This is a genomic window from Ramlibacter sp. Leaf400 (assembly GCF_001424545.1).
Classification (GTDB): domain Bacteria; phylum Pseudomonadota; class Gammaproteobacteria; order Burkholderiales; family Burkholderiaceae_C; genus Ramlibacter.
The window spans coordinates 1-22,286 of sequence record NZ_LMQL01000015.1; the positions used below are offsets into that span (position 1 = coordinate 1).

A 22,286-nucleotide genomic window follows, 5' to 3' on the forward strand; every position below is an offset into this window, starting at 1 on the left:
CGAACATGAACTACTCGATCTCCAACAACGCGGAGTACGGCGAGTACGTCACGGGCCCGAGGATCGTGGACGAGCGCACCAAGGACGTGATGCGCCAGTGCCTCAAGGACATCCAGACCGGCGAATACGCCAAGAACTTCATCCTGGAAAACCGCGCCGGCGCGCCGACGCTGCAGTCGCGCCGCCGCCTGATGGCCGAGCACCAGATCGAGGTGGTGGGCGAGAAGCTGCGCGCGATGATGCCCTGGATCAAGGCGAACAAGCTGGTCGACAAGGCCCGCAACTGAGAAGGGGACGGCCATGCCTGGGGAAGTGATCCGCGTCGCCGTCGTCACCGGCGCCGCGCGTGGCATCGGGCTGGCGATCGCCCGGATGTTCCTGGACCGCGGCGACGCGGTGGCGCTGCTGGACATCGATGCCCCCGCGCTGGCGAGCGCGGCCGCCGAACTCGCCGCCGACCACGGGGATCGCGTGCTGCAGATCCCCTGCGATGTCTCCAACCCCGAGCAGGTGCGCAACGCCGTCGCGCAGGCCGAGCAGAAGTTCTCGCGCATCGACGCGCTGGTGAACAACGCCGGCGTGGCGGTCTTCAAGCCGCTGACCGAGACCAGCTTCGAGGAGTGGCGCCACGTGATGGCCACCAACCTGGACGGCGTCTTCCTCTGCAGCCAGGCCTGCGTTGCCGCCATGCGCAAGGTGGGGGGCGGCAGCATCGTCAACATCGCTTCCATCTCCGGCCTGCGCGCCAGCACGCTGCGCGTGGCCTACGGCACGAGCAAGGCCGCGATCGTGCATTTCACCAAGCAGCAGGCCGTGGAACTCGCGATGCATGGGATCCGGGCCAACGCGGTGGCGCCCGGACCGGTGGAGACAGCGATGGCCAAAAAGGTGCACTCCGCGGCCATCCGCAAGGACTACCACGACAGCGTCCCCCTGGCGCGCTATGGCACGGAGGAGGAGATCGCGGCGGCCGTGGTGTTCCTGTGCTCCGCGCAGGCCAGCTACGTCACGGGGCAGGTGCTGGCCGTCGACGGCGGCTTCGACGCCGCGGGGGTCGGACTGCCGACGTTGCGAAGGCAGTCCGGCCTGGAGTGAAGCGCGGCCGGGGCCGCGCGGCTTTTGCTCTAGTTGCGGTCGGCGCGCGCCGGTCTTTCGGCGTCCGCGGCCGGTCCGGCACCGGAGCGGCGCGTGTCGTTGTCGCCGGGGTTGCGGCGCGTGTTGCGGGCATCCACGTCGACGCCCGGCACGCCGGCGCGGGCGCCCCGGTCACGCGTGCCGACGTCCACATCCACGCCCGGCACGCCGCGGCGCACTTCCTGGTCGCTGCTCGCCGACCCGGTACCGCCACGGGTGGTGGGCCCGGTCTGCGCGGAGGCGAGGCCCGACGCGGCCAGCAGCATCAGGGCGGCGGCCGGTGCGATAAAACGTTTCGTGGCTTGCATGACTTGCTCCTTTCGACTTCGAGGAGACCATGCTGGACCGACGGGGGAGGCCCCCCCGTGGGATCAGGCCGTCCGCGGCTGTGGGAACGCGCACCGCTTTGCGATGGGGCTTGCGCCGACGGCCCTGAAGGCGCGCGCCGGACCGCCGTCGACTCCGCTGCGGCTCAGATGCCGCCCACGATCAACTTGACCGTGGCCGCGACGATCAGGCCCACGCCCAGCGCGGTCGCGACGCGCTCGCCGCCAGGCGCGAGCTTCTCGATCGCCACGGCGATGGCCAGCGCCGCCACCCAGGACAAGTTCATCATCCCGCCGATGAAGAGCAGCCCCATCAGCGCCCAGCAGCAGCCCAGGCACAGCATGCCGTGCCGCAGCCCCATGGAGAACGCGCCGCGCACGCCGGGCCGCCAGTGGCCAAGCAGGAAGCCCAGTGGCGTCCGGCAGGACCGCAGGCAGGCCCGCTTGAGCGGCGAGAACTGGTAGACGCCGGCCAGGAGCAGCAGGAGCACGGTGAGCCCCGTGGACCGGCTCACCGCCATCGGATCGACCAGGCCCGACCGCTGCAGCAGCCATTGCGCCACCGTCCCTGCCGTTGCGAAGCCGAGCCACACGAGGCCGTAGGCGGCCACGAAGGCCCGGGCGCGGCCGTGCTCGCCATTGCGCCGGGCGACCTGCACGAACGTCAGGACCATGGGCAGCGCCGACGGCAGCATCATCGCCACCATCATCACGCACCACATCGCCCACACCGCGAGAAGGTTGGCCGAAGTCCAGGCGCGCGACGTCGGCATCGCCAGCTGCGCGAGCGGCGTCTCCATGTCGATGGCGAGCCAGGCGACGAACAGCCAGCAAGCCACGCTGGTGCCGAGCAGCGCCAAAGCTGTCCCGCGGTGGGCCCGCATCAGCGGACCGGGTCCTGGCGCCGGGTCGGCCGGCGAGGGAGAGCCCTGCAGCATGGTGCCCAAGATGATCCGCCCCAGCCCTGCGGTCAATCCGCCGCGGGTTACAAGTTGCATTTGCAGCCGGGGGCCGCAGGGCCTACCTTGGAGGCGGCGTTCACCACACAAGGAGCACAGCCATGGCCGGCTTCAGCATCAAGGGGCAGTACATGGAGACCTGCAACTGCACACTCCTGTGCCCCTGCATCTGGTCCAACCTCACCGCGCGGCCGACCGAAGGCGCGTGCGATGCGGCGGTGGCGATGCGGATCGACGAAGGGCAGAAGGACGGCGTGAAGCTGGATGGCCTGGCCTTCGTGGTCATGCTGCATTCGCCCGGGCCCATGGGGCAGGGCAACCTCACCGTGGGCCTGATCGTCGACGAGGCCGCCAACGACCAGCAGGTCGAAGCGATCCGCACCATCGCCACCGGCGAGGCCGGCGGCCCGATGGCCGCGCTGGCGCCGCTGGTGGGCAAGATCGCGGGCATCGAGAAGCGGCCGATCCGCTTCACTCAGCAGGGGCTGAACTTCACGCTCACGGCGGGCGAGCTGGTGGACCAGGCCTGCGAAGGGCTGGAAAGCGCGGTCAAGCCCGGCGAGGCGATCAGCATCGACAACGTCGCGCATCCCGTGAACTCCCGCCTGTCGCTGGCCCGGGCGACCCGCAGCAAGTTCCACGCTTTCGGCATCGACTGGGAGGACCTGACGGGGACCCGCAACGGGCACTTCGCGCCGTTCTCCTGGCAGGCCTGACCGCAGCGGGCGGCCGGCGAGCGGATCACCCGCTCGTGAGCGTCATCAGGATGTCGGCGTACCAGGCGCAGTTGAGCCCCAGCGATTCGTCGTGGACCGAGTCGCGCCCGCCCATGTCCATGCGCGAGGAGTGCACGCCCAGGAGCTTCCAGGGCATGTCGCCGTCCGCGGCGCATTTCATCAGCACCGGGCTGCCACTCGATCCCCGGTGGGCGCGCCCGTCGGTCAGGAAGTAGCCCTGGCGCTGGAACCGCACGCCGAAGGCCGAGGCGATGATCGCGTGCCGCGCCACCGGAAGGTGGTGCACGGTGTCGTGGAAACCGAGCGGATAACCCAGGAGCACCAGCGGGGCGCCGATTTCGGCCGAACGCAGTTCCTGCAGCAGGTGCCCGGGCGTGAACCACCGGAGGTGCACGTCCGCCGGCAGCGTCGACTGGTCGATCTCCAGGGCCGCGACGTCGATCGCCCCCGCCGAGTCCTGCCCCTGGTGCCAGTTGGCCGTGCCGTTGTTGAACAGCAGGCAGGAGTGCACCGAGAACCGGGTCAGGTCCTCCCGGTCCGTGTGCATCAGCAGCTCGACGCGATCGGGAAAATGCCGGCTCGCCTCGTCCGACAGGACGTGCCGGCTGGTCACCACATAGAGCCGCCCATCGCGCTTGAAGAAGAAGCCGCTCGCACGGGTGAGGAGGACGTTGCCCGAGAACGTCGAGACCTGCGTGGCCGTGAGCAGCAGGGGTTCCACTTCCACCATTTGCACCTCCTGGAACGCGGCGTCAGGAAGAGCCACTTCGAAAAGCCAGTCTACTTGCATCGGCACGGTCGTGCCCTGTTACGTGCCGCGTAGCGGCCCCGGGGAGGCGCCGGGCGCATGATGGGTCAGGAGGTCTTCCATGAAGCCACCGCACAAGCCCCCGCGACCCCCCCAGGGCCGGGGGCAGTTCCCGTGAAGGCGAACGCACTGCGCACCGTCCGCAAGCTGGCCATGACCGACATCCTGCAGTTCGCGAACGATCCCCACCTCTATCGCGTGGTGGCCCTGGAGCAAATGCTGGGCGGACGCTGGAAGGTGATGCTGCGGTCCCTGGACGAGGCCGCCACCCTGATGCTCGTCCGGTCGGGGACCGACCAGGTGTTCGTGGTCCCGGGTGGTGCCCTGATGCATTGATTCGGTGCCTGCGCACCACAGCACAATGAGTTGCCAAACAGGCTTTGGCACGCGCTGACGGCAAGCGCAACATGGTCTGGGAGGTCTTCGCCATGAAGACGAAGGGGGCCGCGAATGCGCAGGCCCTTGCGCCACCCGCCGGCGCATTTCCCATCCCAGCAGCAGCCTCATACCGGGCTGACTCGGACCGAGGACCACCTAGAAGGAGTCCGTCATGACCTACCGCATCCTTGCCATCGCCGCACTGGCCTGGGGCCCCGCGCTCGCGCAGGCGCCTGCGCAGCCCGAGCCGATGCCCCTCTCGCCGAGCGCGGCACCGGCCAAGGCCGTGCGCAGTTCGGCGTCGGGCGAACCGGGGACTTCGGAGCGGCAGGTCGGCGGCCCGCCTGCCACCAGCATCATGGGCGCGGGCCCGGCCCGGCCGATGGAAGACAGCGCGAACCGGGCACCGGTCCAGGCGGTGCCGCTGCGGCTGCCCTCACCCTTCAACGAGACCCCCAACGGCGGTCCCAACTGAAGCTGCCGCCAGGGCCGCCCTCCGGGCGGTCTTTCCGTGGGGGAGACACCCAGGGGATCACGCCTTTCGCGGGTGTTCGAGGAAGAAGCGCAGCATCTCGGCACTGGCATCCGGCCCCGTGGGGTCCGTGTAGCTGCCGCGGGCGCTGCCGCCCGACCACGCATGGGGCGAGCCGTGCACCGACCAGTGCTCCATCGTCACGGCCCCCGTCGCATCTCGCTGGATCTGCCGCGTCGCCTTGCGCCGGCCGTTCGCCTGCACTTCATCGGATTGCGCGCGGCCTCCTGCCGGGCCGGCCGATTCGAAGACCTGCCGGCCGTTGACCGGGTGCACGGTGGTGTCGGCATCGCCGTGGAACACGATGGTCGGCACGCCGGGCGCGCGCGGCTTGCGCTCGCCCCCCTTCTTCATCGCCTCGAGCGCGGACGGGACGTCGTGCGCGACGCCCGGCGCCAGGCCGGAATGGACGCCCGCGGCAGCGAAGAGCTCCGGATAGGCCTCCGCCACGATGGCCGCCATCGCGCCCCCCGCGGACAGGCCCGCCACGTACACCCGGTCCGCGTCGATCGAATGGCGGGCCATGACCTCGCGCACCATGCCGGCGAACAGCGCCGGCTCGCCTCGCCCGCGCCCCTGGTGGTTGGACTTGAACCAGTTCCAGCAGCGCTGCGGGTTGGCGCGCTGCGACTGGCTGGGGTAGAGGACGAAGAAGCCCTGGGCCGCGGCCAGCTCGTTCATGCGGGTTCCCGCGGCGAAGTCGTCCGGGTCCTGGGTGCAGCCGTGCAGCATCAGCACCAGGGGCATGGGGCGGCTGCCGGCGCCGGGCGGGACGTACAGCTTGTAGTCGCGGCCCGCCAGGCCGGCGGCACCATGGCGCCCCCGCACGAAAGCGCCCGGCGCTTCAGGCTGCGCCGCGGCCGGGCCAGGGCCCCATTCGGTCGACTTCGATGCCGGCTTGCTGGCGGGGGAAGGCTGCCAATCCCCTGCGGGCGGCAGCGCGGGGCGGTCGGCATCGGGCACCTCACGGGCCTCCACGTCGATCACGTCGCCATCGCCATCGCCGTCGGCATCGGCGCCTCCCGTGGGGCGCAGGGCCTGCTGGATGGCACGGGTGGCGGCCTGCAGATCACCCAGGCGGGTGAGGTGGGTCGCTTCCTGGAGGAGGTGCTGGAAGTCGGGATTCATGTTCTTTCGCGGCAAAGGGCGCGCCCGGAGCGGGCGGCGAGAACCGCAGGTGGGCCCGGCCCGGGGACGCTCAAGGCGCGCAGAAGAAACAATCGGTGTGCCGCGGCGAAGGCGGCGTGCGCGGCAGGCGGAGGACGCAGAACCGAAATCCTGATGTCGGCGCGGGTGCGGGCGAACTCGACCCCCTGGGCGACGAGGAGGTCCGCCTGGTGCTCCATGAAATCGGAGATGCTCATCGCCCTTCCAGCTCGACGCCACGCCTGGCTCGTCCACGCCCCCCTGCAAGGACCAACGAGGAAGGCTCGGCACTTTTGCAATCGGCTCGCCGGCCTACACCGGGCTGCGGCGCCTGGTGACATCCTCGCAACTCATACCGCTTTCCATGAAGCTCATCCAAGACGGCTGCCGCACTCCCCGAACCTTCTGGGGCGAGGTCGCACCGTGTGACCACCTGGTCCAGATCTACGAGGACGAGGCCGTCTTCCTGGACACGCTGGGACGGTTCATCGCCGCCGGGCTTGAGTCGGAAGAAGCCGTGGTCGTCATCGCCACGGAGCCGCACCGCCGGGCGCTCGAACGCATGCTGCAGGAGTATGGATTCGATCTCGCGGCCGCCCGCGAGTCGAATCGATTCGTCGCACTCGATGCCGTGGAGACCCTGGGGCGGTTCATGGTGGGGGGCTGGCCGGACGATGTCCTGTTCAGGGAAACCGTCGGCGGCCTGCTCAAGCGTGCCGGCAGCCAGACGCGCCTGGTGCGGGCCTTCGGCGAGATGGTGGCGCTGCTCTGGGCGCAGGGCCATTGCGCGGCCACCGTGCGGCTCGAACACCTGTGGCACCGGTTCTGCGCGGAGGAAGGCTTCTCCCTGCTGTGCGCCTATCCGAAGAGCGGCTTCACCGGCAGTGCGGCGGAGTCGATCCGGCAGATCTGCGACGCGCACTCCCACGTCGTGGAGAAAGCCGGCGTCGTCTCCCGCGGCGTGAACTCCATGCGCGAGCTGTCCAAGAGGATCGACACGCTGGCCTGAACAGCGTTGCGGGCCCTCGGGTTCCACCTGAACGCATCAATGCGCGCTGCTTGACGGCTTCGCGCGGCGAAGGGTAGAACGCGGCAGGCATCGGTGAGGCGTCCTCCACGTCGGCGGCGCTCCGTGTCGCAGGAGCCGCAAGAATGAGCATCAAGGCCCGCCGCATCGCTCCGTGGGAACAGGACCAGGTCGACACCGCCAGCTTCGCGTGGCGGATGCTGGCGGAAGGCGACTCCTGGTTCTCCTTCGGCTCCTTCTTCGGCAACAGCCTGCTGGACGCGCTGGAGTTCGACCAGAGGACCCTGATCATCCAGACGGCGATGCCGGGCGACACGCTCAGTCGCATGGCCGACTGGTGGAAGGACCTGAACTTCAACAACCTGCTCGCCGGCGCGGTGGCCACCCCGTTCGACGCGATCCTGATCAGCGGCGGCGGCAACGACCTGATCAACGCGCTCAGCACGCAATCGCCCGGCGGTGGCGTGCTGCGCCTGTTCAACCCCAACGAGCCGCCGATGAGCGCGCAGGACTGCATCGACGAAGAGGCGTGGGCGAAGTTCGAGACGTACCTCCATGCCAACTTCCGCGAGATCAGCAAGCGCGCCAAGGGCAGCCGCGCCAACTCCGGCACGCCGGTCTTCGTGCACACCTACGACTTCGCCACCCCGCGCGAGAGCGGCTTCGGCCTGGGGCGCGGCCCCTGGTTGTGCCGGGCCTTCCAGGCCCACAACATCCCCGAGATGCGGTGGGTGCCGCTGATGGAGGTGCTCTCCTCGCGGCTGCAGGCCCTCATCACCGGATTGAGCCTTCCCAACGTCCACGTGATCGACACGCTGGGCACGCTGCAGCGCGCGGAGACTTCGGACGAGGGCGAGAGCCTGCACTGGGTCAACGAGATCCATCCCAGCCGGGAGGGCTACCGCGAACTGGCCAAGGCGTGGAAGAAGGCGGTGGAGTCCGTCCTGGGCGACTGAACCCGGTCGTCCGCCGCGACGTCACCTGCCGCGACGAAGCGCCCAGCGCTCCAGCAGCTCGAACACCAGCTGCGTCAGCAGCGCCAGCGCCGCGGCCGGGATGGCACCGGCGAGAAGCGCGGTGCCGTCGTTGAGCGCCAGGCCTTGCGCGATGCGCTCGCCGTACCCGCCGGCGCCGATGAAAGCGGCGATCGTCGCGGTGCCCACCGTCAGGATGGCGGCCGTCTTGATCCCCGCCAGGATCGCGGGGACCGCCAGCGGGAAGTCCACGTACCGCCATCGCTGCGGCGCCGTCATGCCGAGCGCCAGGCCGGCCTGCTTCAGGCCCGCCGGCACCTGGTCCAGGCCGAGCGCCGTGTTGCGCACGATGGGCAGCAGCGCGTAGAGCGACAGCGCCACGATGGCCGGGACCGTGCCGATGCGCCCGAGCAGGGGGATCAGCGCCGCCAGCAGGGCCAGCGAGGGGATCGTCTGCAGCACGCCCACGGCCGCCAGGATGGGCTGGCTCAGCTGCCGGCTGGCGGCCGCGGCCGCGCCCAGCGGCACGCCCAGGAGCACCCCGATCCCGACCGAGGCCGCCACCAGGCCCACGTGCTGGCGGGTGAGCCGGCCCAGGTCGTCGCTGAACACGCGGCCCCACAGCCCGGGCTTGCGCGCCGGAGCGCCCGCGGTGGAGTCCGCCGTGCGGCCCGCCATGAAGTCCTCGGCGATGGCCGCGAAGGTGCGGCCGCGCAGTTCCGCGTCGCCGTTCATGCGGATCATGCGGCTGCCATCGATGCGGCCTTCGAGTTCGCGGATCGCCTTCCAGGCCAGCGGCGCGCGCTGGGGCAGGTCGATGCGGTACAGCAGCACGGCGTCATAGCGGGGGAAGTAGCCCGCGTCGTCCTCCAGCACCGTGAGGCCCAGCTCGGCGATCTTGGCGTCGGTGGTGTAGATGTCCGTCACCGCGATGCGGCCGCCGGCCAGCGCTTCGTACGCGATGCCGTGGTCGATCCCCGTCGGCCGCTGCGGCAGGCCGTAGCGGGCGGCCAGCCCGGGCCAGCCGTCCGCGCGGCCCAGGAACTCCTGCGAGACCGCGATCGGGAGCTGGGGATGCCGCCGCAGGTCGCCCACGGTGCGCAGCGACCGTTCGCGCGCGACCTGCGCCGTCGTCGCCAGCGCGTAGCCGTTGGAGAAGCCCAGGGGCACGGCGAAGGCCAGACCGGCCTTGCGCAGCTCCTGCTGCAGCGTCTCCGGCTTGCTGCCCGCGGGGAGCTTGAGGATCTCCTTCTCGATGGTGCCCAGGTACTCGGGATAGACGTCGATCGAGCCCAGCTTCAAGGCCTCCAGCACGACGGCGGTGCTGCCCAGGCCGGGCCGGTGGACGGCCTGCGCGCCCGATTGCTGCGCGGTGCGGGCGATGATCTCGCCGAGGATGTAGCTCTCGGTGAAGCGCTTGGAGCCGACCGCCAGCTGCTCGGCGGCGTTCGCCCCGCCCCAGCAGGCCGCAAGGCCCATCGCGAGCGCCGGAAGCAGGTGTCGGCAGGTCAGCATCGAGGGCAGGGGGGTGCAGCTCGGGCGATCGTACTCCGGCCGTTCTCGCGCTGCCGAGCGGCTAAGATGGTTCCGCCCCGCAGCGCCACCCCGCGCGGCCGTTCCCGCGAATGCAAGCACCCCCGGACATCACGCCCTACATCGGCAAGCTCGTCAGCTTCCGACGCGACCTGCACGCCCATCCCGAGCTCAAGTTCGAGGAGTCGCGCACGTCCGGCCAGGTGGCGGCCTGGCTGCAGGCGCTGGGGCTGCCGGTGCAGCGCGGCCTCGGCGGCACCGGCCTGGTGGCGACGCTGCGCGGCAAGGGACCGGACGCCGCCGATCCGGCGCGCGCCATCGGCATTCGCGCGGACATGGATGCGTTGCCGGTGCAGGAGCTCAACGCCTTCGGGCACGCCAGCGTCCACGCCGGCCGCATGCACGCCTGCGGCCATGACGGCCACACCACGATGCTGCTGGGCGGCGCGACGCTGCTCGCGCAGCGGCCCGACTTCAACGGCACGGTCCACTTCATCTTCCAGCCCGGCGAGGAGGGCGGCGCCGGCGCGCGCCGCATGATGGAGGACGGCCTGTTCGAGCGGTTCCCGATGCAGGCGGTGTTCGCGCTGCACAACTGGCCCGCGCTGCCGGCCGGGCAGATGGGCGTGCGGGTGGGGCCGATCATGGCCGCCACCAACCGGTTCGAGATCCGCGTGCGGGGGCAGGGCGGCCACGCGGCGCAGCCGCACACCACGGTGGACCCGATCCCGATCGCCTGCGCCATCGTCGGGCAGCTGCAGACACTGGTCTCGCGCGGCGTCGATCCGCTCGACAGCGCGGTGCTCACCATCGGCAGGATCGAGTCGGGCACGGTCGAGAACATCATCCCGGACGAGGCCTTCATCTACGGCACCTGCCGCACGCTGGGCATCGCGACGCAGGACCAGCTGGTGGAGGGCCTGAAGCGCATCAGCAGCCACGTCGCGCAGGCCCACCGCGCGAGCGCGGAAGTGATCATCAAGCCCGGCTACCCGAGCACGGTCAACCATGCGCGCGAGGCCCGCTTCATGGCGCAGGTGATGGGCTCGGTGGTGGGCCCGGACAACGTGCACGCCGACGTGCCGCCCGCGATGACCGCGGAGGACTTCGGCTTCATGCTGGAGAAGGTGCCCGGCGCCTACGGCTTCATCGGCAACGGGCCGGGGGGCCGGCCGGGGATCAACCTGCACAACGCGGCGTACGACTTCAACGACGACCTGCTGGGCCCGGGCGCGAGCTTCTGGGACCGGCTGGCACGCCACTGGTTCGAACAAGGGCAACAGGAACAGCCTGGGAAGGAAGTGCGTTCATGACATCTCGCCGGAGCGCCATCGCGCTGGGCCTGGGTTCGCTGGCGGCGGCGGTGCTGCCGCTGCCCGCGCGCGCACAGGCCGCATGGCCCAGCCGCCCGCTGCGGATCATCGTCCCGTACCCGGCGGGCGGCGTGAACGACGTCGTCGCCCGCCTGCTCGGCGAGCGCCTGCGGCCGCTGCTCGGGCAGCCGGTGGTGGTGGACAACCGCGCGGGGGCCGGCGGCACGATCGGCATGGATGCCGTCGCCAAGGCCGGCGACGAGCACACGCTGGCCTTCGCCGCCATCAGCCCGCTGACGCTGAACCCGCACATCATGAAGGTGCAGTACGACCCGCTGAAGGACCTGGTGGCGGTCGCGTCGGTGATGTACTCGCCGGTGTACGTGCTGGCCACGTCGCGCTTCCGGGGCGCGCGCTTCGAGGACGTGGTCGCCAGCGCGAAGGCCGAGCCCGGCAAGGTGAGCATCGCCAGTTCCGGCTACGGCACGCTCGGCCACATCATGATCGAGCAGATCCGCCGCAAGTCGGGTGCGGACCTCACGCACGTTCCCTACAAGGGCGGCACCCAGCTCGTCACCGACGCGGCGGGCGCGCAGTTCGACCTGCTGGTCGCCAACCCGTTCGCGCCCCTCAACGCGCTGATCGACGAGGGCCGGCTGCGCGTGCTGGCCGTCACCGGCCCGCGGCGCCTGCCCAACCTGCCGCAGGTGCCGACGCTCGCGGAGCTGGGCCACCCGGACGCCAACCTCACCTCGCTGTTCGGCTTCTACGCCCCCGCATCGATGCCGGCCGACGCGGTGCGGCGCCTCAATGCCGAGATCAACAAGGTGCTGGGCGAGCCGGAAGTGCAGGCGCAGCTGCGCAAGCTGGACAACGTGGTGAGCCCCGCCACGCCCCAGCAGTTCGCGGCCGTCATCGAGAGGGAACACGCCGCCAACGCGCGGATCGTGAAAGAGGCCAACATCAAGGCCGAGTGACGGCGGGCAGGAAGGACAGGCCCGGGCCGCTCACACGACCATCGGGGTGGCGGCGCCATCCATCGAGACGACGGCACCCGAGACGTAGCCCGCGCGTGCCGAGGCCAGGAAGACCACCACGTTGGCGATCTCCTCCGGCGTGGCCAGCCGGCCGAGCGGCGCCCGTGCGATCGCCTGCGTCAGGACTTCCTCCGCTTGCAGGCCCTTCAACCGGGCGTCGGCGGCCAGGCCTTCCGCCATGCGGTCGGTCAGCGTCAGCCCCGGATTCACCGCGTTGACGCGAACGCCGCGCGGCCCCCACGCCGCGGCGAGGCCCGCGGTGGCCAGCATCAGCGCGGCGTTGGCGGCGCCGCCGGCCAGGTGGGTGGGGGTGGCGACCTTGCCGCCCATGCCGATCACGTTGACGATCACGCCCCGCCCGCGCTCGCCCATGCGCCGCACCACCGGGTCCATCACGTGGACGTAGCTGAAGAACTTGGCATCCATCGCGGCGCGCCAGGCGTCGGGCGTGAGTTCCGTGAAGGGCGTGCGGCGGGCGGCGCCGGCCGAGTTCACCAGCACGTCCACCGGCCCCTGAAGCTCCGCCGCGTCCACGGCCTGCAGCGCGGCCTTCGCATCCTGCAGGTCGGCCGCGAGGCAGGCGACCCGGCCGGGGGCGCGGGCTTCCAGGTGCGCGCGGGCTTCGTCCAGGTGGGCCTGGGTGCGCCCGACCAGGGTGACGCGGGCGCCTTCCTGCAGGAACAGGTGGGCGCAGGCCAGGCCGATGCCGCGGCTGCCGCCGGTGATGAGGACGTGCAGGCCGCCGAGTTCGAGGTCCATGGGGGTGTCGGTCGTCGTGGAGTGATGTCTGAAGAATCGAGCCGGGCTCAGCTCGCGGGCGCGCCCGGCTGCAGGTGCGGCGCGGCGAGGCGGAAGGCCTCGATCGCGTCGCAGCGCGCCATGATGCGGTCGACGGTGGGCGTGCCTTCGGTGTCGATCTTGAACACGCGCATCACCGCGATGATGCTGGCCAGGCAGATGTCCGCGAAGGTCACCGAATCGCCGTGGCAGAAGGTGCCGGTCTGCGGCTCGTTCGCCAGGCGCTGTTCCAGGGCCGCGAGCCCGGTGCCGAACCAGCGCACCTGCCATTGCCGCCACTGCGCGTCGCTGAACCCGGCCTCGCCCTGCAGGTACTTGCGCACGCGCGGCGTGATCAGCGGATGCGTGTCGGCCGCCAGCATGCCGGCCAGCGACCGCACGCGCGCGCGGCCATGCAGGTCCGGCGGCAGCAGGGGCGGTTGCGGCTGCATCTCCTCGAGGAACTCCAGGATGGCCAGCGACTGCGTCATCGGCGGATGGCCCGCCTGCACCAGCGCCGGGATGGCGCCCATGGGGTTGAGCCGCAGGAAGGCCTCGCCGCGGTGCTCGCCCGCGTCGACGTCGACGAAGCGCTCCTGGGCCTGCAGCCGCTTGAGGGCCATCGCGACGCGCACGCGGAAGGTGGCCGAGGTGCGCCAGTAGCCGTAGAGCTCGAATTCGGGAGGTGGGGAGGCCATGCTTGTCTCCTGCTGGGGGTGCGCAGGAGGGAAGTATGGCCGCAGGACGATGGGCGGGGATGCGGCCGGCAGGCGGCGCGGGGCACCGCCCGGTCCGTGCTTCAGCAGTTGCCCTTCTTGGCCTGCCCGGGCGGGCAGAAGCCGCCGCGCGCCGCCGGTGCGTGCGAGCCCGCCGGATCCACGACGACCGCCACGCCCGGCGTGTAAACCGCACAACCTCCCAGGGTGGAGAACAGGCAGATGCAGAAGGCGACGCGCAGGAACTTCATTCGGTGGACCTCGTGGATGGGCACTGCCCGGGGGCAGCTGTGCGGGACTGTACGGGCCTCGCACGGGCAGTCCGCCGCTGCGCCGGGGGAAGTCGACGGGCGGACGCCCCGGCCCTCCGAGCGGCGGGGGACCGCCTCAGAGGCGGGTCTCGAAGCTGCGGCTCAGGACCACCTGCCCGCCCTGGCGCACCACGTACTCGCCGACGTAGCGGCCGCGCACCCAGCCCCCGGCGGGGCGAGCCGCGCCGGTGAAGACCATGTTCTGCGCCTGGTCGCGGGGCAGGGGCGGGGTGGTGTTCGCGGCGAGCAACGCGCCGTCCGGTCCCTTGAGGGTGACGGTCTGCACGTCGCCGGCCTTCAGGCCGATCCCCCTCGCGTAGGCGAGCAGGGCCGGAGCGTCGGGAGTGGGCGCGTCCGGTCCTTCCTCGATGGCCGCCATGGTCAGCGGCGCCTGCGCGGCGAAGCCGGCATTCAGCACGATGCGCGCCTTGTAGGCGAGCGCCTCCTGCAGCTCGGGCCGCCAGAGGCTACGTCCGCCCTGGCAACTGCCCTCCGGCGCGCCGTAGGCGAAGGGGTCGACCAGGGCCTGGCCGCTGCGCACGGTGAAGTGCAGGTGCGGGTACTCGGTGCGCCCGGAGAGCCCGACCCGCCCCAGCACGTGGCCCGCCTTCACCTCGTCGTCCGGCTTCACGGCGATGCTGCCGTTGGCCAAGTGGCAGTACTGCGTGGTGAAACCGCCTTCGTGGAGGAGCAGCACGCCGTTGCCGCAGTCGCGCCCCTCCAGCGCCTCGCGCCCGGTGATGCGCACCGAGATGTCGGCCACGCCGTCGCGCAGGCGCAGGACCCGGCCGTCGGCGGCCGCGAGCACGGCGACGCCCTGCCTTTGCCGCGCCAGGGTCGGCACGCGGAAGTCGATGCCGGTGTGGGCCTGGTAGGTGCGCGAGCCGCACTGGTAGTCGAGGACGCCCGGGCCGGGATCGCGGTCGACGTAGTTCTGGATCTCGCAGTCGACGCCGGGCCGGCACTGGATCGGCAGCGCCAGGCTCGGGGGCGTGACCTGCGCCGCCGCCGGCGCCGCCGCGAGCCAGCCGCCCGCGAGCGCCGCGAGGGCAAGGGGCAGGCGTATGGAGGCCCAGGCGTTGCGCATGCTCACCCCGGGGGATGGGCGGAATGCGTCGCCAGCCGGGCCCGCACCTCTTCGCGCAACTGCTTGCGCAGCTTGGCCGCTTCGCAGCGCCGCTTCTCGTCGGGCGTGAAGGGGCGCAGGGGCGGCACCGCCACCGGCTTGCGCTCGTCGTCCACCGCCACCATGGTGAAAAAGCAGCTGTTGACGTGCCGCACGCCCTGGCTGCGGATGTCCTGGGCCATCACCTTGATCCCGATCTCCATAGAGCTGCTGCCGGTGTGGTTGACGCTGGCCAGGAAGGTGACCAGCTCGCCCACGAAGATCGGTTCGCGGAAGGTGACCTGGTCGACCGACACCGTCACCACGTAGCGCCCGGCGTAGCGGCTGGCGCAGGCATAGGCCACCTGGTCGAGCCACTTCAGGAGGTGGCCGCCGTGCACGTTGCCGGCGAAGTTCGCCGTGTCGGGCGTCATCAGCACGGTCATGGTGAGCTGGTGGGCGGGCAAGTCCATCGTTCGGTCTCCTGGCAAGGCCCCCGAGTGTCGCCGACCCGCTCCACGGTCGAGCCGCAACGCACGGTAGCGGACTCGGGCGTGCGCTTTCCGTACGATGTTCCGTCGGTCGCACGCGCAGGAGCCCCCATGACAGATCAGCTGAAGTCCGCCGCGGAACTGGCGGCCAGGGCGAAGACGCCGTTCCCGGGCGCGTCGCGCGAGTACGAGGCGGCCCGCCAGGTCCTGCTGGCCGAGGAGATCGAGTTCCGCCGCCGCATGACGCGGCTGGTCGAGCAGCGCCGCGCGCTCCCGCGTGGGCCGGTGATCGCCAAGGACTACCGCTTCCGCGACAACGAGGGCGCCGAGGTCGGGCTGCGCGAGCTCTTCGGCGACAAGGACACGCTGGTGACCTTTCTGGATGTACGGACCGCAGCGTGCGCGGCCCTGCCCGATGTGCACCAACTGGCTGGGCGCCGTCAACGGCAATGCGGCCGACATCAAGCAGCGGGTGGCGCTCAAGATCCTCGGCCGCTCCACCGTGGAGCGGCAGAACGCCTTCGCCGTGGAGCGCGGCTGGCGCGACCTGGACTTCGTGCAGACGGTCGGCGACGACTACGCCAACGACCTCGGGCTGCTGACGCCCGATGGCCTGGAATACCCCGCGCTGACGGTCTTCCAGCGCGACGGCGACCAGGTCCGGCTGTTCTGGGCCAGCGAGATGACGCTCGAGATGGCCGATCCGGGGCAGGACCCGCGCGAGGCGCCGGACATCGCTTCGCTGTGGTCGGTGCTGGACCTCACGCCGCAGGGGCGGGGCACGGACTGGTACCCGAAGCTGTCCTACTGACCGCGCGAATCAGCCGGGAATTTCCGGCTCGACCAGCTGCGCCAGCGACAGCAGCGACTCCTGCCAGCCCAGGTAGCACATCTCCACCGGGATCACGGAAGGGATGCCGTCCTGGACCACGCTCATGTCGGTGCCGCAGGACACCCGGGCGAGCGTGACGGTGGTGGTCATGCGGCCGGGCAGGTTCGGGTCGTCGAACGCGGCGTCGTAGACCACGCGCTGGCCGGGCACCAGTTCCAGGTAGCGCCCGCCGAAGGAATGGGCGTGCCCCGTGCCGAAGTTGGTGAACGACATCCGCCATTCGCCGCCGACCACGGCGTTCATGGCGTGCACCTTGCCGATGAAGCCGAACGGCGGCAGCCATCGCTCGAAGGCGCCGGGTTCGACGAAGGCGCGGTAGAGCCGCTCGGGCGGGGCGCGCAGCACGCGGTGGTGGCGGACGGTGGAGGTGGACATGGAGTTCTCCAGGTTGTGAGAGGACGGCCCTCTGCGTGCATGACGAACGAAGGGAGCGGGGATCGACACGGCGACAGCGAGTCCGAAGGGTTTCTGGGCTTTGGACAAAGCTGAACATTTGTCCAGAATCTCGGGGATGGACGTCGAGCCGCACGGAAAACTCCTGGCCAGTCACGCGAGGGAACTGCAGCAGCAGATCGAACAGGATCGATTGACGGCGCACCGGCGCATCGGGATGGAATTGCTGGGCCGGGAGGAGCGCAGGAACCACTTGCTGGAATCGGCCAGGCGCGAGGTGCGCCGCTGGGCGGAGCAAGGCCTGTGCAGCCAGGACTACATCGACCGATGGAGCGAATGGCTCTCATTGCCGGTCGGGGAACTGGTCGAGCGCATGTGTTCCGACGCGCAAGGGTGGGGCAGGGCCATGAGGCAGAACTCCCCGTTCGGCACCGCGTCGGAATGATCCCTGGAGAGCGCAACAGCACGGAGAGGCCCCGGCTTTCTACTCCGAGCGAAAGATCGCGTTCAGCTCCGCCCCCGTCGCCGCCCCCGCCAACCCATCGAACGTCCCCGTCGACGCGATCCCCTGCGCGGCCCGCATGAAGCCGCCCCAGGCCGCGCGGGCCAGGGCGCCGCCGACGCTGATGCGGCGCACGCCGAGGGCCTCGATGTCGCGCACGGTGAGGTCGGTGGTGCCGCCGACCAGCAGGTTCACCGGCTTGGGCGCCACGGCCGCCACCACGGCGGCGATCTCCGCGCGCGTCTTGATGCCGGGCGCATAGAGGCAGTCCGCGCCGGCGTCGGCGTAGGCCTTCAGGCGGCGGAGGGTGTCGTCGAGGTCGGGGCGGCCGACGATGAAGTTCTCGGCGCGGCCGACCAGCAGGGTCTCGCCGCCGGTTTCGTCGATGGCCGCGCGGGCGGCGCGCACGCGCTCCACGGCGGTGGCGATGTCGCGCAGCGGCGCATCGGGGTCGCCGGTGGCGTCCTCGATCGAGAGGCCGGCCACGCCCGTTTCCACCGCCAGGCGCACGTTGCGGGCCACGCCGGCCGCATCGGCCGCGTAGCCGGCTTCGAAGTCCGCGTTCACCGGCAGGCTCGTGGCCGCGACCATCTCGCGCAGGTGGACCAGCACCTCCTCCAGCGTCATCTGGCCGTCCGCCTTGCCATGCCGCCACGCCACGCCCGAGCTGGTGGTGGCCAGGGCCTGGTAGCCCAGCTTCTCGAGGTATTTCGCGCTGCCGGGATCCCACGGGTTCGGGATCACGAAGCAGCCCGAGGCGTGAAGCTGGCGGAAGGCGCGCCGGCGGGCGAACGCGTCCTGCGGTGGGAACATGGAACCTCCGGGGTGGGGAGGCCGCTATTCTGCGGCGTCCACGTCCCCGCACGTTTCGCTGCGGACCTCATGATCATCGACCTCATCGACCTCATCGACGGCACCTACGAGCTGTTCCGGCACTTCTACGGCCTGCGCCGCTTCACCAAGGGCGAAGACCGTCCTTTCGGCGCGGTGGTCGGCGTGCTCAACGGCGTGCTGGAGATGCTGGAGAGCCGGACCACGCACGTGGGCGTGGCGACCGACCACGTGATCGAATCCTTCCGCAACCAGCTGTGGCCGGGCTACAAGACCGGCGAGGGCATCGAGCCGGCCCTGCGCGCGCAGTTCCATCCCCTGGAGCAAGGGCTCGCGGCGATCGGCGTGGCGGTCTGGCCGATGGTCGAGCTGGAGGCGGACGACGCGCTGGCCTCGGCGGCCCGGCTGGCCGATGAAGACGCCCGGGTGGAGAAAGTGCTCATCTGGACGCCCGACAAGGACCTGGCGCAGTGCGTGCGCGGCGACCGCGTGCTCCAGGTCGACCGCAAGGCGAAGGCGGTCCGCGACGCGGAGGCTGTTCGCAAGAAGTTCGGCGTGGCGCCGGCCCTGATCCCGGACTTCCTGGCGCTGGTGGGCGATGCCGCCGATGGCTACCCCGGGATCACCGGCATCGGGGCCGTGGGGGCCGCGCGCCTGCTGAACCGCCACGGGCCGATCGAATCCTTTCCGCCGAGCCTGCTGGGCGACCAGCTCGAGGCGGCGCTGCTGTTCAAGCGGCTGGCGACGCTGGATGCCACGGCGAAACTGTTCCGCGACGTGGACGAGCTGCGCTGGAAGGGGCCCACCCCGAAGTTCGCGGCGTGGACCGAGCGGATCGGTGCGCCGCAGCTGCTGCAGCGCAGCCTGGAAGCGAAAGCCACGATCGCGCAACGGTGAGGGTGAGGTCCGCGTGCCGCGGACCTCACCCCGTGAGGATGGGCCGCAGCGTCGCGGTCTCCTGCGCCATGAACTCGAAGAACGACGCCACGCGGGGCGTGCGGCGCAGCGGCCGGGTGGTGAGGATGCGCCAGATGCGCGTGAGCTCCGGTACGGGGCCGAACTGGCGCACCAGGTCCGGCTCGGCGTCGCCCAGCGCCGTGGGCAGCGCCGCCAGGCCCATGTTGGCCTTGGCCGAGTGCACCATGCCCAGCACGCTGCCGGTGGTGACCGCGACGTGGGCTTCGGGCGCGACCTGCCGCAGCCATTGCGTGGCGCGGTGCTGCGGCATCGATGCGTCCAGCATGATCCAGTCGCGGCCGGCGCCCTCCTGCACGCTAGCGACCTCGCCATGCCGGCGAACGTAGTCGCGTCCCGCGTAGACGGCCCACAGCGACTCTCCGACCTTGCGGCCGACCAGGTGCGGGTCGACCGTGTCGCCGGAGCGCAGCGCCACGTCGGCTTCGCCCTGGGTGAGGTCGACGTAGTGGTCGGTGGTGACGAACTCCACGCGCAGGCCGGGGTGGCGGGCCTGCAGGCGGTCGAGCAGGGGCGAGCGGGTGATGCGCGGCACCAGTGGCTCGGGGCAGGTCAGCCGCAGCAGGCCGTTCACCTCGCGTGCCGATTGCCGGATCCTCAGTTCCAGCGCGGCCACTTCGCGCTCGACGGCCTGGGCCATCGGCAGCAGCGACTCGCCGTACCAGGTCAGGCGGTAGCCGCTGGGATGGCGCTGCACCAGGGGCTGGCCGATGCGCCGCTCCAGCTCGCCCAGGCGCCGCTGCACGGTGGACTGGTCGACGCCCAGGGCGCGCGCGGCGGCGGTGGTGCTGCCGTGCCGCGCCACGGCCAGGAATGGTCTGAGGTCGTCCCAGTCGAACATGCAGCCCCCGCGATCGTGCGGCCCCATTATGCGAACGCGCGGCTGTCGCGGCGGGCCCCCGCCTCCTAGACTGGCCAGGTCCCATTGCCAGGAGCGCCACCATGCCCTCTGCCGTCTTGCGTGCCCTTGCAGCGATGCTGCTGCCGTCGGTCATCGTGCCCGTCCTGGCCCAGGCCCCGCACCATGGCCTGGCGAAACCGCACGAGGTGCTGTCCCAGGTGGTGGAGCAGATGCCGCGGGGGGAGCGCCAGCGGCTGCGGGTGCTCACGGCCAGCTTCCAGCCGGGGGACCGGACAGTGCTCCACACCCACCGCTCGCCGGTGACGGTCTACGTGCTCGAGGGCGAATTCACGCTCGAGCTGGACGGCCGGCCGCCGGTCGTGGTGGGCCCGGGCCAGGCCTATGTCGAGCCGCCGCACGTGAAGATGGTGGGCTACAACCGCAAGGCGGCCGAGCCATTGAAGGTGCTGATCTTCTACGTCAGCGAACCGGACGCGCCGTTCCTCGACCCTTCGCATTGAAGCGCTGCAGGAACTCCGAAAGCTTCATCGCGGCGTCGCCCTGGGCGCCCCTGGGCTGCAGAACGCCGATCGGCTCCATCGCCACGGGCGTGCCCAGGCGCAGCTCCTTGAGCTCGCCGCGCTCGATGAGCGGTCGGGCCAGGTTGAGCGGCACCAGGGCCAGCAGGTCCTGGCTGAGCACCAGGGTCCAGAGCATCGGCAGGGCGCGGGTGACCACCGGGTGGCTGCGGGGCGGCTCGGGCAGCTGGGCGCACAGCTCGTCGAACCGCGTGCGAGCCGCCAGGCCCGCCGGCAGCAGCGCCCAGGTCTGGCCGGCCAGGTCCTCCCACCGCAGTCGCCGCGCCTGGGCCAGGGCGTTGTCCGCGCGGCAGACGATGACGAGGCGGTCTTCCAGCACCGGATGGAACTCCCAGCCTTCCGGGGCCACCGGCGGTCTGCGGCACGCGACCAGGTCCACTTCGCCGCGCGCTACCGCCAGCAGCTGGTCCTCGCCTTCGGCTTCGAGCAGGTGGACCTGGATGCCGGGGTGGCGTTCGCTGAAGGCCGGCAGGGCGTTGAGCAGCAGGCCGTTGACGGCCGAGGCCGAGCCGATCATGCGCACCACGCCTTCGCCCTGGTTCTGGCGCGCCACGATGATCTCGGCGCCGTCCGCCACGCCCATCATCAGCTGGCGGGCCACGGGCAGCAGGTCGGCGCAGGCGGAGGTGGGGCGCACGCCGCGCGCATGCCGCTCGAAGAGGCGCACGTCCAGCAGCTGCTCCATGTAGGCCAGCGTCTGCGTGACGGACGACTGCGTCATGCCGATGGCATCGGCCGTGCGCTGCACGCTGCCCAGCTCGGCCAGCTGCAGCAGCACCTGCATGTGGCGGAACTTGCCGCGCGCCAGCAGGCGGTTGAGCAGGGCGGAGGCGGAGTGCTGCGGCAAGGTATCGGAAAGTCTAATGGCGTGGCGCCAAATTTAATTTGGCACCGATGGCTGCTCACCGGAAGATCAGGCCGTAGAACACCGAGGCGGCAGGCCGCTTCCATCAGGAGACAACGTTGAAATCCCTTTCCCGCACCCTGGCGCTGGCCGCGGCCGCCGGCTTTGCCGCCCTCTCGCCCACGGTCCACGCGCAACCGGCCGACTGGCCGGCGCGGCCGGTCCGCATCATCGTCCCCGCACCGGCCGGCGGGCCCTTCGACCGGACCATCCGACCGATCGCCCAGCACATGGCGCAGACGCTCAAGCAGCCGGTGGTGGTGGAGAACCGGCCGAGCGCCGGCAACATCGTCGGCACCCAGGCCGGCGCCACCGCGGCGCCCGACGGCTACACGCTGACCATGACGGGCATGCTCAACACCATCGCGCAGGGCCTGTACGAGAACGTGCCGTTCGACATCGTGAAGGACTTCGAGCACGTCGGCGCCATCGGCGAAGGCGCGCAGTGGCTGGTGGTGCGCAGCGATGCGGGCATCCAGAGCTTCCAGGACCTGGTCGACAAGGCCCGGCGCGAGCCCGGCAGGATCAACTACGCCAGCTCGGGCGCGGGCAGCACCGGCCACCTGGTGATGGAGCTGCTGCAGCGCGCCGCCGGCGTGCAGTTCACGCATGTCCCTTACAAGGGCGGAGCGCCCGCGATGCAGGACGTGCTCGCTGGCGTCGTCCCCGTCACCGTGATCCCGTCGAGCGCCGCCCTGGCCAACGTGCAGAACGGCAAGCTCAAGGTGCTGGCCGTGTCCAGCGCGCAGCGCAGCCCGCAGGCGCCGCAGGTGCCCACCTTCGCCGAGCTGGGCCACAAGCAGCTGACGGTGAGTTCCTGGATCGGCCTGTCCGCGCCCAAGGCCACGCCCGCGCCCATCGTGCGCAAGGTCAACGGCGCGCTGCAGGCGGCCCTGAAGGACGGCCCCTTGCTCAAGCAGCTGGAAACCGAGGGCCTGACGGCGATGCCCAACTCGCCGGAGCAGTACGCGCAGATGGTGCGCAGCGACACCGAGCGCTGGGGCCAGCTGGTGCGCAGCCTCAACCTCAAGGCCAACTGAGGACA

General features: G+C 71.0%; 29 protein-coding genes and 2 pseudogenes. 15 read left to right on the top strand and 16 right to left on the bottom strand.

Features of this window, described 5'->3' with window-relative positions; all coding sequences use genetic code 11:
• Together ASG30_RS21050 and ASG30_RS21055 are read left to right on the top strand one after the other, a co-directional pair.
• A pseudogene (locus ASG30_RS21050) lies at positions 1 to 287 on the top strand (ketol-acid reductoisomerase); the annotation flags it as partial.
• A 13-nt stretch (positions 288 to 300) separates the two neighbouring features.
• Positions 301 to 1,095 (top strand): SDR family NAD(P)-dependent oxidoreductase, encoded by a 795-nt coding sequence (locus ASG30_RS21055; RefSeq protein ID WP_055901783.1) that lies wholly within the window; start codon positions 301 to 303, stop codon positions 1,093 to 1,095.
• Positions 1,096 to 1,124: 29 nt separating this feature from the next.
• On the opposite strand, the gene ASG30_RS21060 is transcribed toward ASG30_RS21055, so the two are convergent.
• Both ASG30_RS21060 and ASG30_RS21065 read right to left on the bottom strand, forming a co-directional pair.
• Positions 1,125 to 1,442 (bottom strand): hypothetical protein, encoded by a 318-nt coding sequence (locus tag ASG30_RS21060; protein WP_055901787.1) that lies wholly within the window; start codon positions 1,440 to 1,442, stop codon positions 1,125 to 1,127.
• Between the two features lie 164 nt (positions 1,443 to 1,606).
• Complete coding sequence (locus ASG30_RS21065) at positions 1,607 to 2,398, bottom strand: DUF2182 domain-containing protein (RefSeq protein WP_082522243.1); 792 nt, start codon at positions 2,396 to 2,398, stop codon at positions 1,607 to 1,609.
• A gap of 122 nt (positions 2,399 to 2,520) precedes the next feature.
• Between ASG30_RS21065 and ASG30_RS21070 the strand changes: the two genes are divergently transcribed.
• Positions 2,521 to 3,135 (top strand): DUF1326 domain-containing protein, encoded by a 615-nt coding sequence (locus tag ASG30_RS21070; protein WP_055901795.1) that lies wholly within the window; start codon positions 2,521 to 2,523, stop codon positions 3,133 to 3,135.
• 25 nt (positions 3,136 to 3,160) lie between these two features.
• Here ASG30_RS21070 and ASG30_RS21075 read toward each other — a convergent pair whose 3' ends face one another.
• Positions 3,161 to 3,886, bottom strand: a complete 726-nt coding sequence (locus ASG30_RS21075) for a S1 family peptidase (protein WP_055901798.1) — start codon at positions 3,884 to 3,886, stop codon at positions 3,161 to 3,163.
• Positions 3,887 to 4,078: 192 nt separating this feature from the next.
• Between ASG30_RS21075 and ASG30_RS21080 the strand changes: the two genes are divergently transcribed.
• Together ASG30_RS21080 and ASG30_RS21085 are read left to right on the top strand one after the other, a co-directional pair.
• The gene (locus tag ASG30_RS21080; protein ID WP_055901801.1) at positions 4,079 to 4,300 is read left to right on the top strand and encodes a hypothetical protein; all 222 of its coding nucleotides are present in this window, start codon (positions 4,079 to 4,081) and stop codon (positions 4,298 to 4,300) included.
• A gap of 214 nt (positions 4,301 to 4,514) precedes the next feature.
• On the top strand, positions 4,515 to 4,817 hold the full coding sequence (locus ASG30_RS21085) for a hypothetical protein (protein ID WP_055901804.1): 303 nt from the start codon (positions 4,515 to 4,517) through the stop codon (positions 4,815 to 4,817).
• Positions 4,818 to 4,874: 57 nt separating this feature from the next.
• On the opposite strand, the gene ASG30_RS21090 is transcribed toward ASG30_RS21085, so the two are convergent.
• Both ASG30_RS21090 and ASG30_RS21095 read right to left on the bottom strand, forming a co-directional pair.
• A complete protein-coding gene (locus tag ASG30_RS21090) occupies positions 4,875 to 6,002 on the bottom strand; it encodes an extracellular catalytic domain type 1 short-chain-length polyhydroxyalkanoate depolymerase (protein ID WP_055901807.1) in 1,128 nt (375 codons plus the stop codon).
• Complete coding sequence (locus tag ASG30_RS21095) at positions 5,999 to 6,238, bottom strand: hypothetical protein (protein ID WP_055901810.1); 240 nt, start codon at positions 6,236 to 6,238, stop codon at positions 5,999 to 6,001. The genes ASG30_RS21090 and ASG30_RS21095 overlap by 4 nt, the downstream gene beginning before the upstream one ends.
• Positions 6,239 to 6,384: 146 nt before the next feature.
• Between ASG30_RS21095 and ASG30_RS21100 the strand changes: the two genes are divergently transcribed.
• Together ASG30_RS21100 and ASG30_RS21105 are read left to right on the top strand one after the other, a co-directional pair.
• Complete coding sequence (locus tag ASG30_RS21100; protein WP_055901812.1) at positions 6,385 to 7,029, top strand: MEDS domain-containing protein; 645 nt, start codon at positions 6,385 to 6,387, stop codon at positions 7,027 to 7,029.
• A 143-nt stretch (positions 7,030 to 7,172) separates the two neighbouring features.
• Positions 7,173 to 8,003, top strand: a complete 831-nt coding sequence (locus tag ASG30_RS21105) for an SGNH/GDSL hydrolase family protein (RefSeq protein ID WP_055901815.1) — start codon at positions 7,173 to 7,175, stop codon at positions 8,001 to 8,003.
• 21 nt (positions 8,004 to 8,024) lie between these two features.
• Here the strand turns inward: ASG30_RS21105 and ASG30_RS21110 are convergent, their stop codons facing one another.
• Positions 8,025 to 9,536 (bottom strand): glycine betaine ABC transporter substrate-binding protein, encoded by a 1,512-nt coding sequence (locus ASG30_RS21110; protein ID WP_082522244.1) that lies wholly within the window; start codon positions 9,534 to 9,536, stop codon positions 8,025 to 8,027.
• Between the two features lie 110 nt (positions 9,537 to 9,646).
• Here ASG30_RS21110 and ASG30_RS21115 point away from each other — a divergent pair, with 110 nt between their 5' ends.
• Both ASG30_RS21115 and ASG30_RS21120 read left to right on the top strand, forming a co-directional pair.
• A complete protein-coding gene (locus ASG30_RS21115) occupies positions 9,647 to 10,867 on the top strand; it encodes a M20 aminoacylase family protein (protein ID WP_055901818.1) in 1,221 nt (406 codons plus the stop codon).
• Positions 10,864 to 11,844 (top strand): Bug family tripartite tricarboxylate transporter substrate binding protein, encoded by a 981-nt coding sequence (locus ASG30_RS21120; protein WP_055901821.1) that lies wholly within the window; start codon positions 10,864 to 10,866, stop codon positions 11,842 to 11,844. Before ASG30_RS21115 ends, ASG30_RS21120 begins: the two co-directional genes overlap by 4 nt.
• A 30-nt stretch (positions 11,845 to 11,874) precedes the next feature.
• Here the strand turns inward: ASG30_RS21120 and ASG30_RS21125 are convergent, their stop codons facing one another.
• The 6 genes from ASG30_RS21125 to ASG30_RS23165 form a co-directional block, all read right to left on the bottom strand.
• Positions 11,875 to 12,663: an SDR family NAD(P)-dependent oxidoreductase gene (locus ASG30_RS21125; protein ID WP_055901825.1), complete on the bottom strand. Its 789-nt coding sequence runs from the start codon at positions 12,661 to 12,663 to the stop codon at positions 11,875 to 11,877.
• 47 nt (positions 12,664 to 12,710) lie between these two features.
• Positions 12,711 to 13,379: a maleylacetoacetate isomerase gene (gene maiA, locus ASG30_RS21130; protein WP_055901829.1), complete on the bottom strand. Its 669-nt coding sequence runs from the start codon at positions 13,377 to 13,379 to the stop codon at positions 12,711 to 12,713.
• A gap of 101 nt (positions 13,380 to 13,480) precedes the next feature.
• Complete coding sequence (locus ASG30_RS22895) at positions 13,481 to 13,648, bottom strand: hypothetical protein (RefSeq protein ID WP_156385646.1); 168 nt, start codon at positions 13,646 to 13,648, stop codon at positions 13,481 to 13,483.
• Between the two features lie 136 nt (positions 13,649 to 13,784).
• Positions 13,785 to 14,795: a M23 family metallopeptidase gene (locus tag ASG30_RS21135; protein WP_082522245.1), complete on the bottom strand. Its 1,011-nt coding sequence runs from the start codon at positions 14,793 to 14,795 to the stop codon at positions 13,785 to 13,787.
• 2 nt (positions 14,796 to 14,797) lie between these two features.
• Complete coding sequence (locus ASG30_RS21140) at positions 14,798 to 15,286, bottom strand: acyl-CoA thioesterase (protein ID WP_055901832.1); 489 nt, start codon at positions 15,284 to 15,286, stop codon at positions 14,798 to 14,800.
• Between the two features lie 137 nt (positions 15,287 to 15,423).
• Positions 15,424 to 15,546: a hypothetical protein gene (locus ASG30_RS23165; protein ID WP_327212941.1), complete on the bottom strand. Its 123-nt coding sequence runs from the start codon at positions 15,544 to 15,546 to the stop codon at positions 15,424 to 15,426.
• Between ASG30_RS23165 and ASG30_RS23170 the strand changes: the two are divergent.
• A pseudogene (locus ASG30_RS23170) lies at positions 15,527 to 15,616 on the top strand (DUF899 domain-containing protein); the annotation flags it as partial. The gene ASG30_RS23165 and the pseudogene ASG30_RS23170 sit on opposite strands and share 20 nt — an antisense overlap.
• 70 nt (positions 15,617 to 15,686) lie before the next feature.
• On the top strand, positions 15,687 to 16,115 hold the full coding sequence (locus tag ASG30_RS23175) for a DUF899 family protein (RefSeq protein WP_327212942.1): 429 nt from the start codon (positions 15,687 to 15,689) through the stop codon (positions 16,113 to 16,115).
• A gap of 9 nt (positions 16,116 to 16,124) precedes the next feature.
• On the opposite strand, the gene ASG30_RS21150 is transcribed toward ASG30_RS23175, so the two are convergent.
• A complete protein-coding gene (locus tag ASG30_RS21150; protein ID WP_055901835.1) occupies positions 16,125 to 16,571 on the bottom strand; it encodes an SRPBCC family protein in 447 nt (148 codons plus the stop codon).
• Positions 16,572 to 16,707: 136 nt separating this feature from the next.
• Here ASG30_RS21150 and ASG30_RS21155 point away from each other — a divergent pair, with 136 nt between their 5' ends.
• Positions 16,708 to 17,034, top strand: coding sequence for a hypothetical protein (locus ASG30_RS21155; RefSeq protein WP_055901837.1), 327 nt, complete (start codon positions 16,708 to 16,710; stop codon positions 17,032 to 17,034).
• A gap of 39 nt (positions 17,035 to 17,073) precedes the next feature.
• Here the strand turns inward: ASG30_RS21155 and ASG30_RS21160 are convergent, their stop codons facing one another.
• The gene (locus ASG30_RS21160; RefSeq protein WP_055901843.1) at positions 17,074 to 17,904 is read right to left on the bottom strand and encodes an isocitrate lyase/PEP mutase family protein; all 831 of its coding nucleotides are present in this window, start codon (positions 17,902 to 17,904) and stop codon (positions 17,074 to 17,076) included.
• 69 nt (positions 17,905 to 17,973) lie between these two features.
• Between ASG30_RS21160 and ASG30_RS21165 the strand changes: the two genes are divergently transcribed.
• A complete protein-coding gene (locus ASG30_RS21165) occupies positions 17,974 to 18,819 on the top strand; it encodes a 5'-3' exonuclease (RefSeq protein WP_055901846.1) in 846 nt (281 codons plus the stop codon).
• Between the two features lie 25 nt (positions 18,820 to 18,844).
• Here ASG30_RS21165 and ASG30_RS21170 read toward each other — a convergent pair whose 3' ends face one another.
• A complete protein-coding gene (locus tag ASG30_RS21170) occupies positions 18,845 to 19,738 on the bottom strand; it encodes a LysR family transcriptional regulator (protein WP_055901850.1) in 894 nt (297 codons plus the stop codon).
• A gap of 101 nt (positions 19,739 to 19,839) precedes the next feature.
• Between ASG30_RS21170 and ASG30_RS21175 the strand changes: the two genes are divergently transcribed.
• On the top strand, positions 19,840 to 20,259 hold the full coding sequence (locus ASG30_RS21175) for a cupin domain-containing protein (protein WP_156385647.1): 420 nt from the start codon (positions 19,840 to 19,842) through the stop codon (positions 20,257 to 20,259).
• Here ASG30_RS21175 and ASG30_RS21180 read toward each other — a convergent pair.
• Complete coding sequence (locus ASG30_RS21180; RefSeq protein WP_055901856.1) at positions 20,219 to 21,184, bottom strand: LysR family transcriptional regulator; 966 nt, start codon at positions 21,182 to 21,184, stop codon at positions 20,219 to 20,221. The genes ASG30_RS21175 and ASG30_RS21180 overlap by 41 nt on opposite strands.
• A gap of 116 nt (positions 21,185 to 21,300) precedes the next feature.
• On the opposite strand from ASG30_RS21180, the gene ASG30_RS21185 reads away from it, so the two are divergent.
• Positions 21,301 to 22,281, top strand: coding sequence for a Bug family tripartite tricarboxylate transporter substrate binding protein (locus tag ASG30_RS21185; protein WP_055901859.1), 981 nt, complete (start codon positions 21,301 to 21,303; stop codon positions 22,279 to 22,281).
• The last annotated feature ends 5 nt before the right edge of the window (positions 22,282 to 22,286 follow it).

Excerpts from the sequence above, each read along its gene's own strand:
- ASG30_RS21055 (WP_055901783.1), top strand. The coding sequence starts at position 301 with ATGCCTGGGGAAGTGATCCGCGTCGCCGTCGTCACCGGCGCCGCGCGT.
- ASG30_RS21060 (WP_055901787.1), bottom strand. The coding sequence starts at position 1,442 with ATGCAAGCCACGAAACGTTTTATCGCACCGGCCGCCGCCCTGATGCTG.
- ASG30_RS21065 (WP_082522243.1), bottom strand. The coding sequence starts at position 2,398 with ATGCTGCAGGGCTCTCCCTCGCCGGCCGACCCGGCGCCAGGACCCGGT.
- ASG30_RS21070 (WP_055901795.1), top strand. The coding sequence starts at position 2,521 with ATGGCCGGCTTCAGCATCAAGGGGCAGTACATGGAGACCTGCAACTGC.
- ASG30_RS21075 (WP_055901798.1), bottom strand. The coding sequence starts at position 3,886 with ATGGTGGAAGTGGAACCCCTGCTGCTCACGGCCACGCAGGTCTCGACG.
- ASG30_RS21085 (WP_055901804.1), top strand. The coding sequence starts at position 4,515 with ATGACCTACCGCATCCTTGCCATCGCCGCACTGGCCTGGGGCCCCGCG.
- ASG30_RS21090 (WP_055901807.1), bottom strand. The coding sequence starts at position 6,002 with ATGAATCCCGACTTCCAGCACCTCCTCCAGGAAGCGACCCACCTCACC.
- ASG30_RS21095 (WP_055901810.1), bottom strand. The coding sequence starts at position 6,238 with ATGAGCATCTCCGATTTCATGGAGCACCAGGCGGACCTCCTCGTCGCC.
- ASG30_RS21100 (WP_055901812.1), top strand. The coding sequence starts at position 6,385 with ATGAAGCTCATCCAAGACGGCTGCCGCACTCCCCGAACCTTCTGGGGC.
- ASG30_RS21105 (WP_055901815.1), top strand. The coding sequence starts at position 7,173 with ATGAGCATCAAGGCCCGCCGCATCGCTCCGTGGGAACAGGACCAGGTC.
- ASG30_RS21110 (WP_082522244.1), bottom strand. The coding sequence starts at position 9,536 with ATGCTGACCTGCCGACACCTGCTTCCGGCGCTCGCGATGGGCCTTGCG.
- ASG30_RS21115 (WP_055901818.1), top strand. The coding sequence starts at position 9,647 with ATGCAAGCACCCCCGGACATCACGCCCTACATCGGCAAGCTCGTCAGC.
- ASG30_RS21120 (WP_055901821.1), top strand. The coding sequence starts at position 10,864 with ATGACATCTCGCCGGAGCGCCATCGCGCTGGGCCTGGGTTCGCTGGCG.
- ASG30_RS21125 (WP_055901825.1), bottom strand. The coding sequence starts at position 12,663 with ATGGACCTCGAACTCGGCGGCCTGCACGTCCTCATCACCGGCGGCAGC.
- maiA (WP_055901829.1), bottom strand. The coding sequence starts at position 13,379 with ATGGCCTCCCCACCTCCCGAATTCGAGCTCTACGGCTACTGGCGCACC.
- ASG30_RS22895 (WP_156385646.1), bottom strand. The coding sequence starts at position 13,648 with ATGAAGTTCCTGCGCGTCGCCTTCTGCATCTGCCTGTTCTCCACCCTG.
- ASG30_RS21135 (WP_082522245.1), bottom strand. The coding sequence starts at position 14,795 with ATGCGCAACGCCTGGGCCTCCATACGCCTGCCCCTTGCCCTCGCGGCG.
- ASG30_RS21140 (WP_055901832.1), bottom strand. The coding sequence starts at position 15,286 with ATGGACTTGCCCGCCCACCAGCTCACCATGACCGTGCTGATGACGCCC.
- ASG30_RS23165 (WP_327212941.1), bottom strand. The coding sequence starts at position 15,546 with ATGCGGCGGCGGAACTCGATCTCCTCGGCCAGCAGGACCTGGCGGGCC.
- ASG30_RS23175 (WP_327212942.1), top strand. The coding sequence starts at position 15,687 with ATGTACGGACCGCAGCGTGCGCGGCCCTGCCCGATGTGCACCAACTGG.
- ASG30_RS21150 (WP_055901835.1), bottom strand. The coding sequence starts at position 16,571 with ATGTCCACCTCCACCGTCCGCCACCACCGCGTGCTGCGCGCCCCGCCC.
- ASG30_RS21155 (WP_055901837.1), top strand. The coding sequence starts at position 16,708 with ATGGACGTCGAGCCGCACGGAAAACTCCTGGCCAGTCACGCGAGGGAA.
- ASG30_RS21160 (WP_055901843.1), bottom strand. The coding sequence starts at position 17,904 with ATGTTCCCACCGCAGGACGCGTTCGCCCGCCGGCGCGCCTTCCGCCAG.
- ASG30_RS21165 (WP_055901846.1), top strand. The coding sequence starts at position 17,974 with ATGATCATCGACCTCATCGACCTCATCGACGGCACCTACGAGCTGTTC.
- ASG30_RS21170 (WP_055901850.1), bottom strand. The coding sequence starts at position 19,738 with ATGTTCGACTGGGACGACCTCAGACCATTCCTGGCCGTGGCGCGGCAC.
- ASG30_RS21175 (WP_156385647.1), top strand. The coding sequence starts at position 19,840 with ATGCCCTCTGCCGTCTTGCGTGCCCTTGCAGCGATGCTGCTGCCGTCG.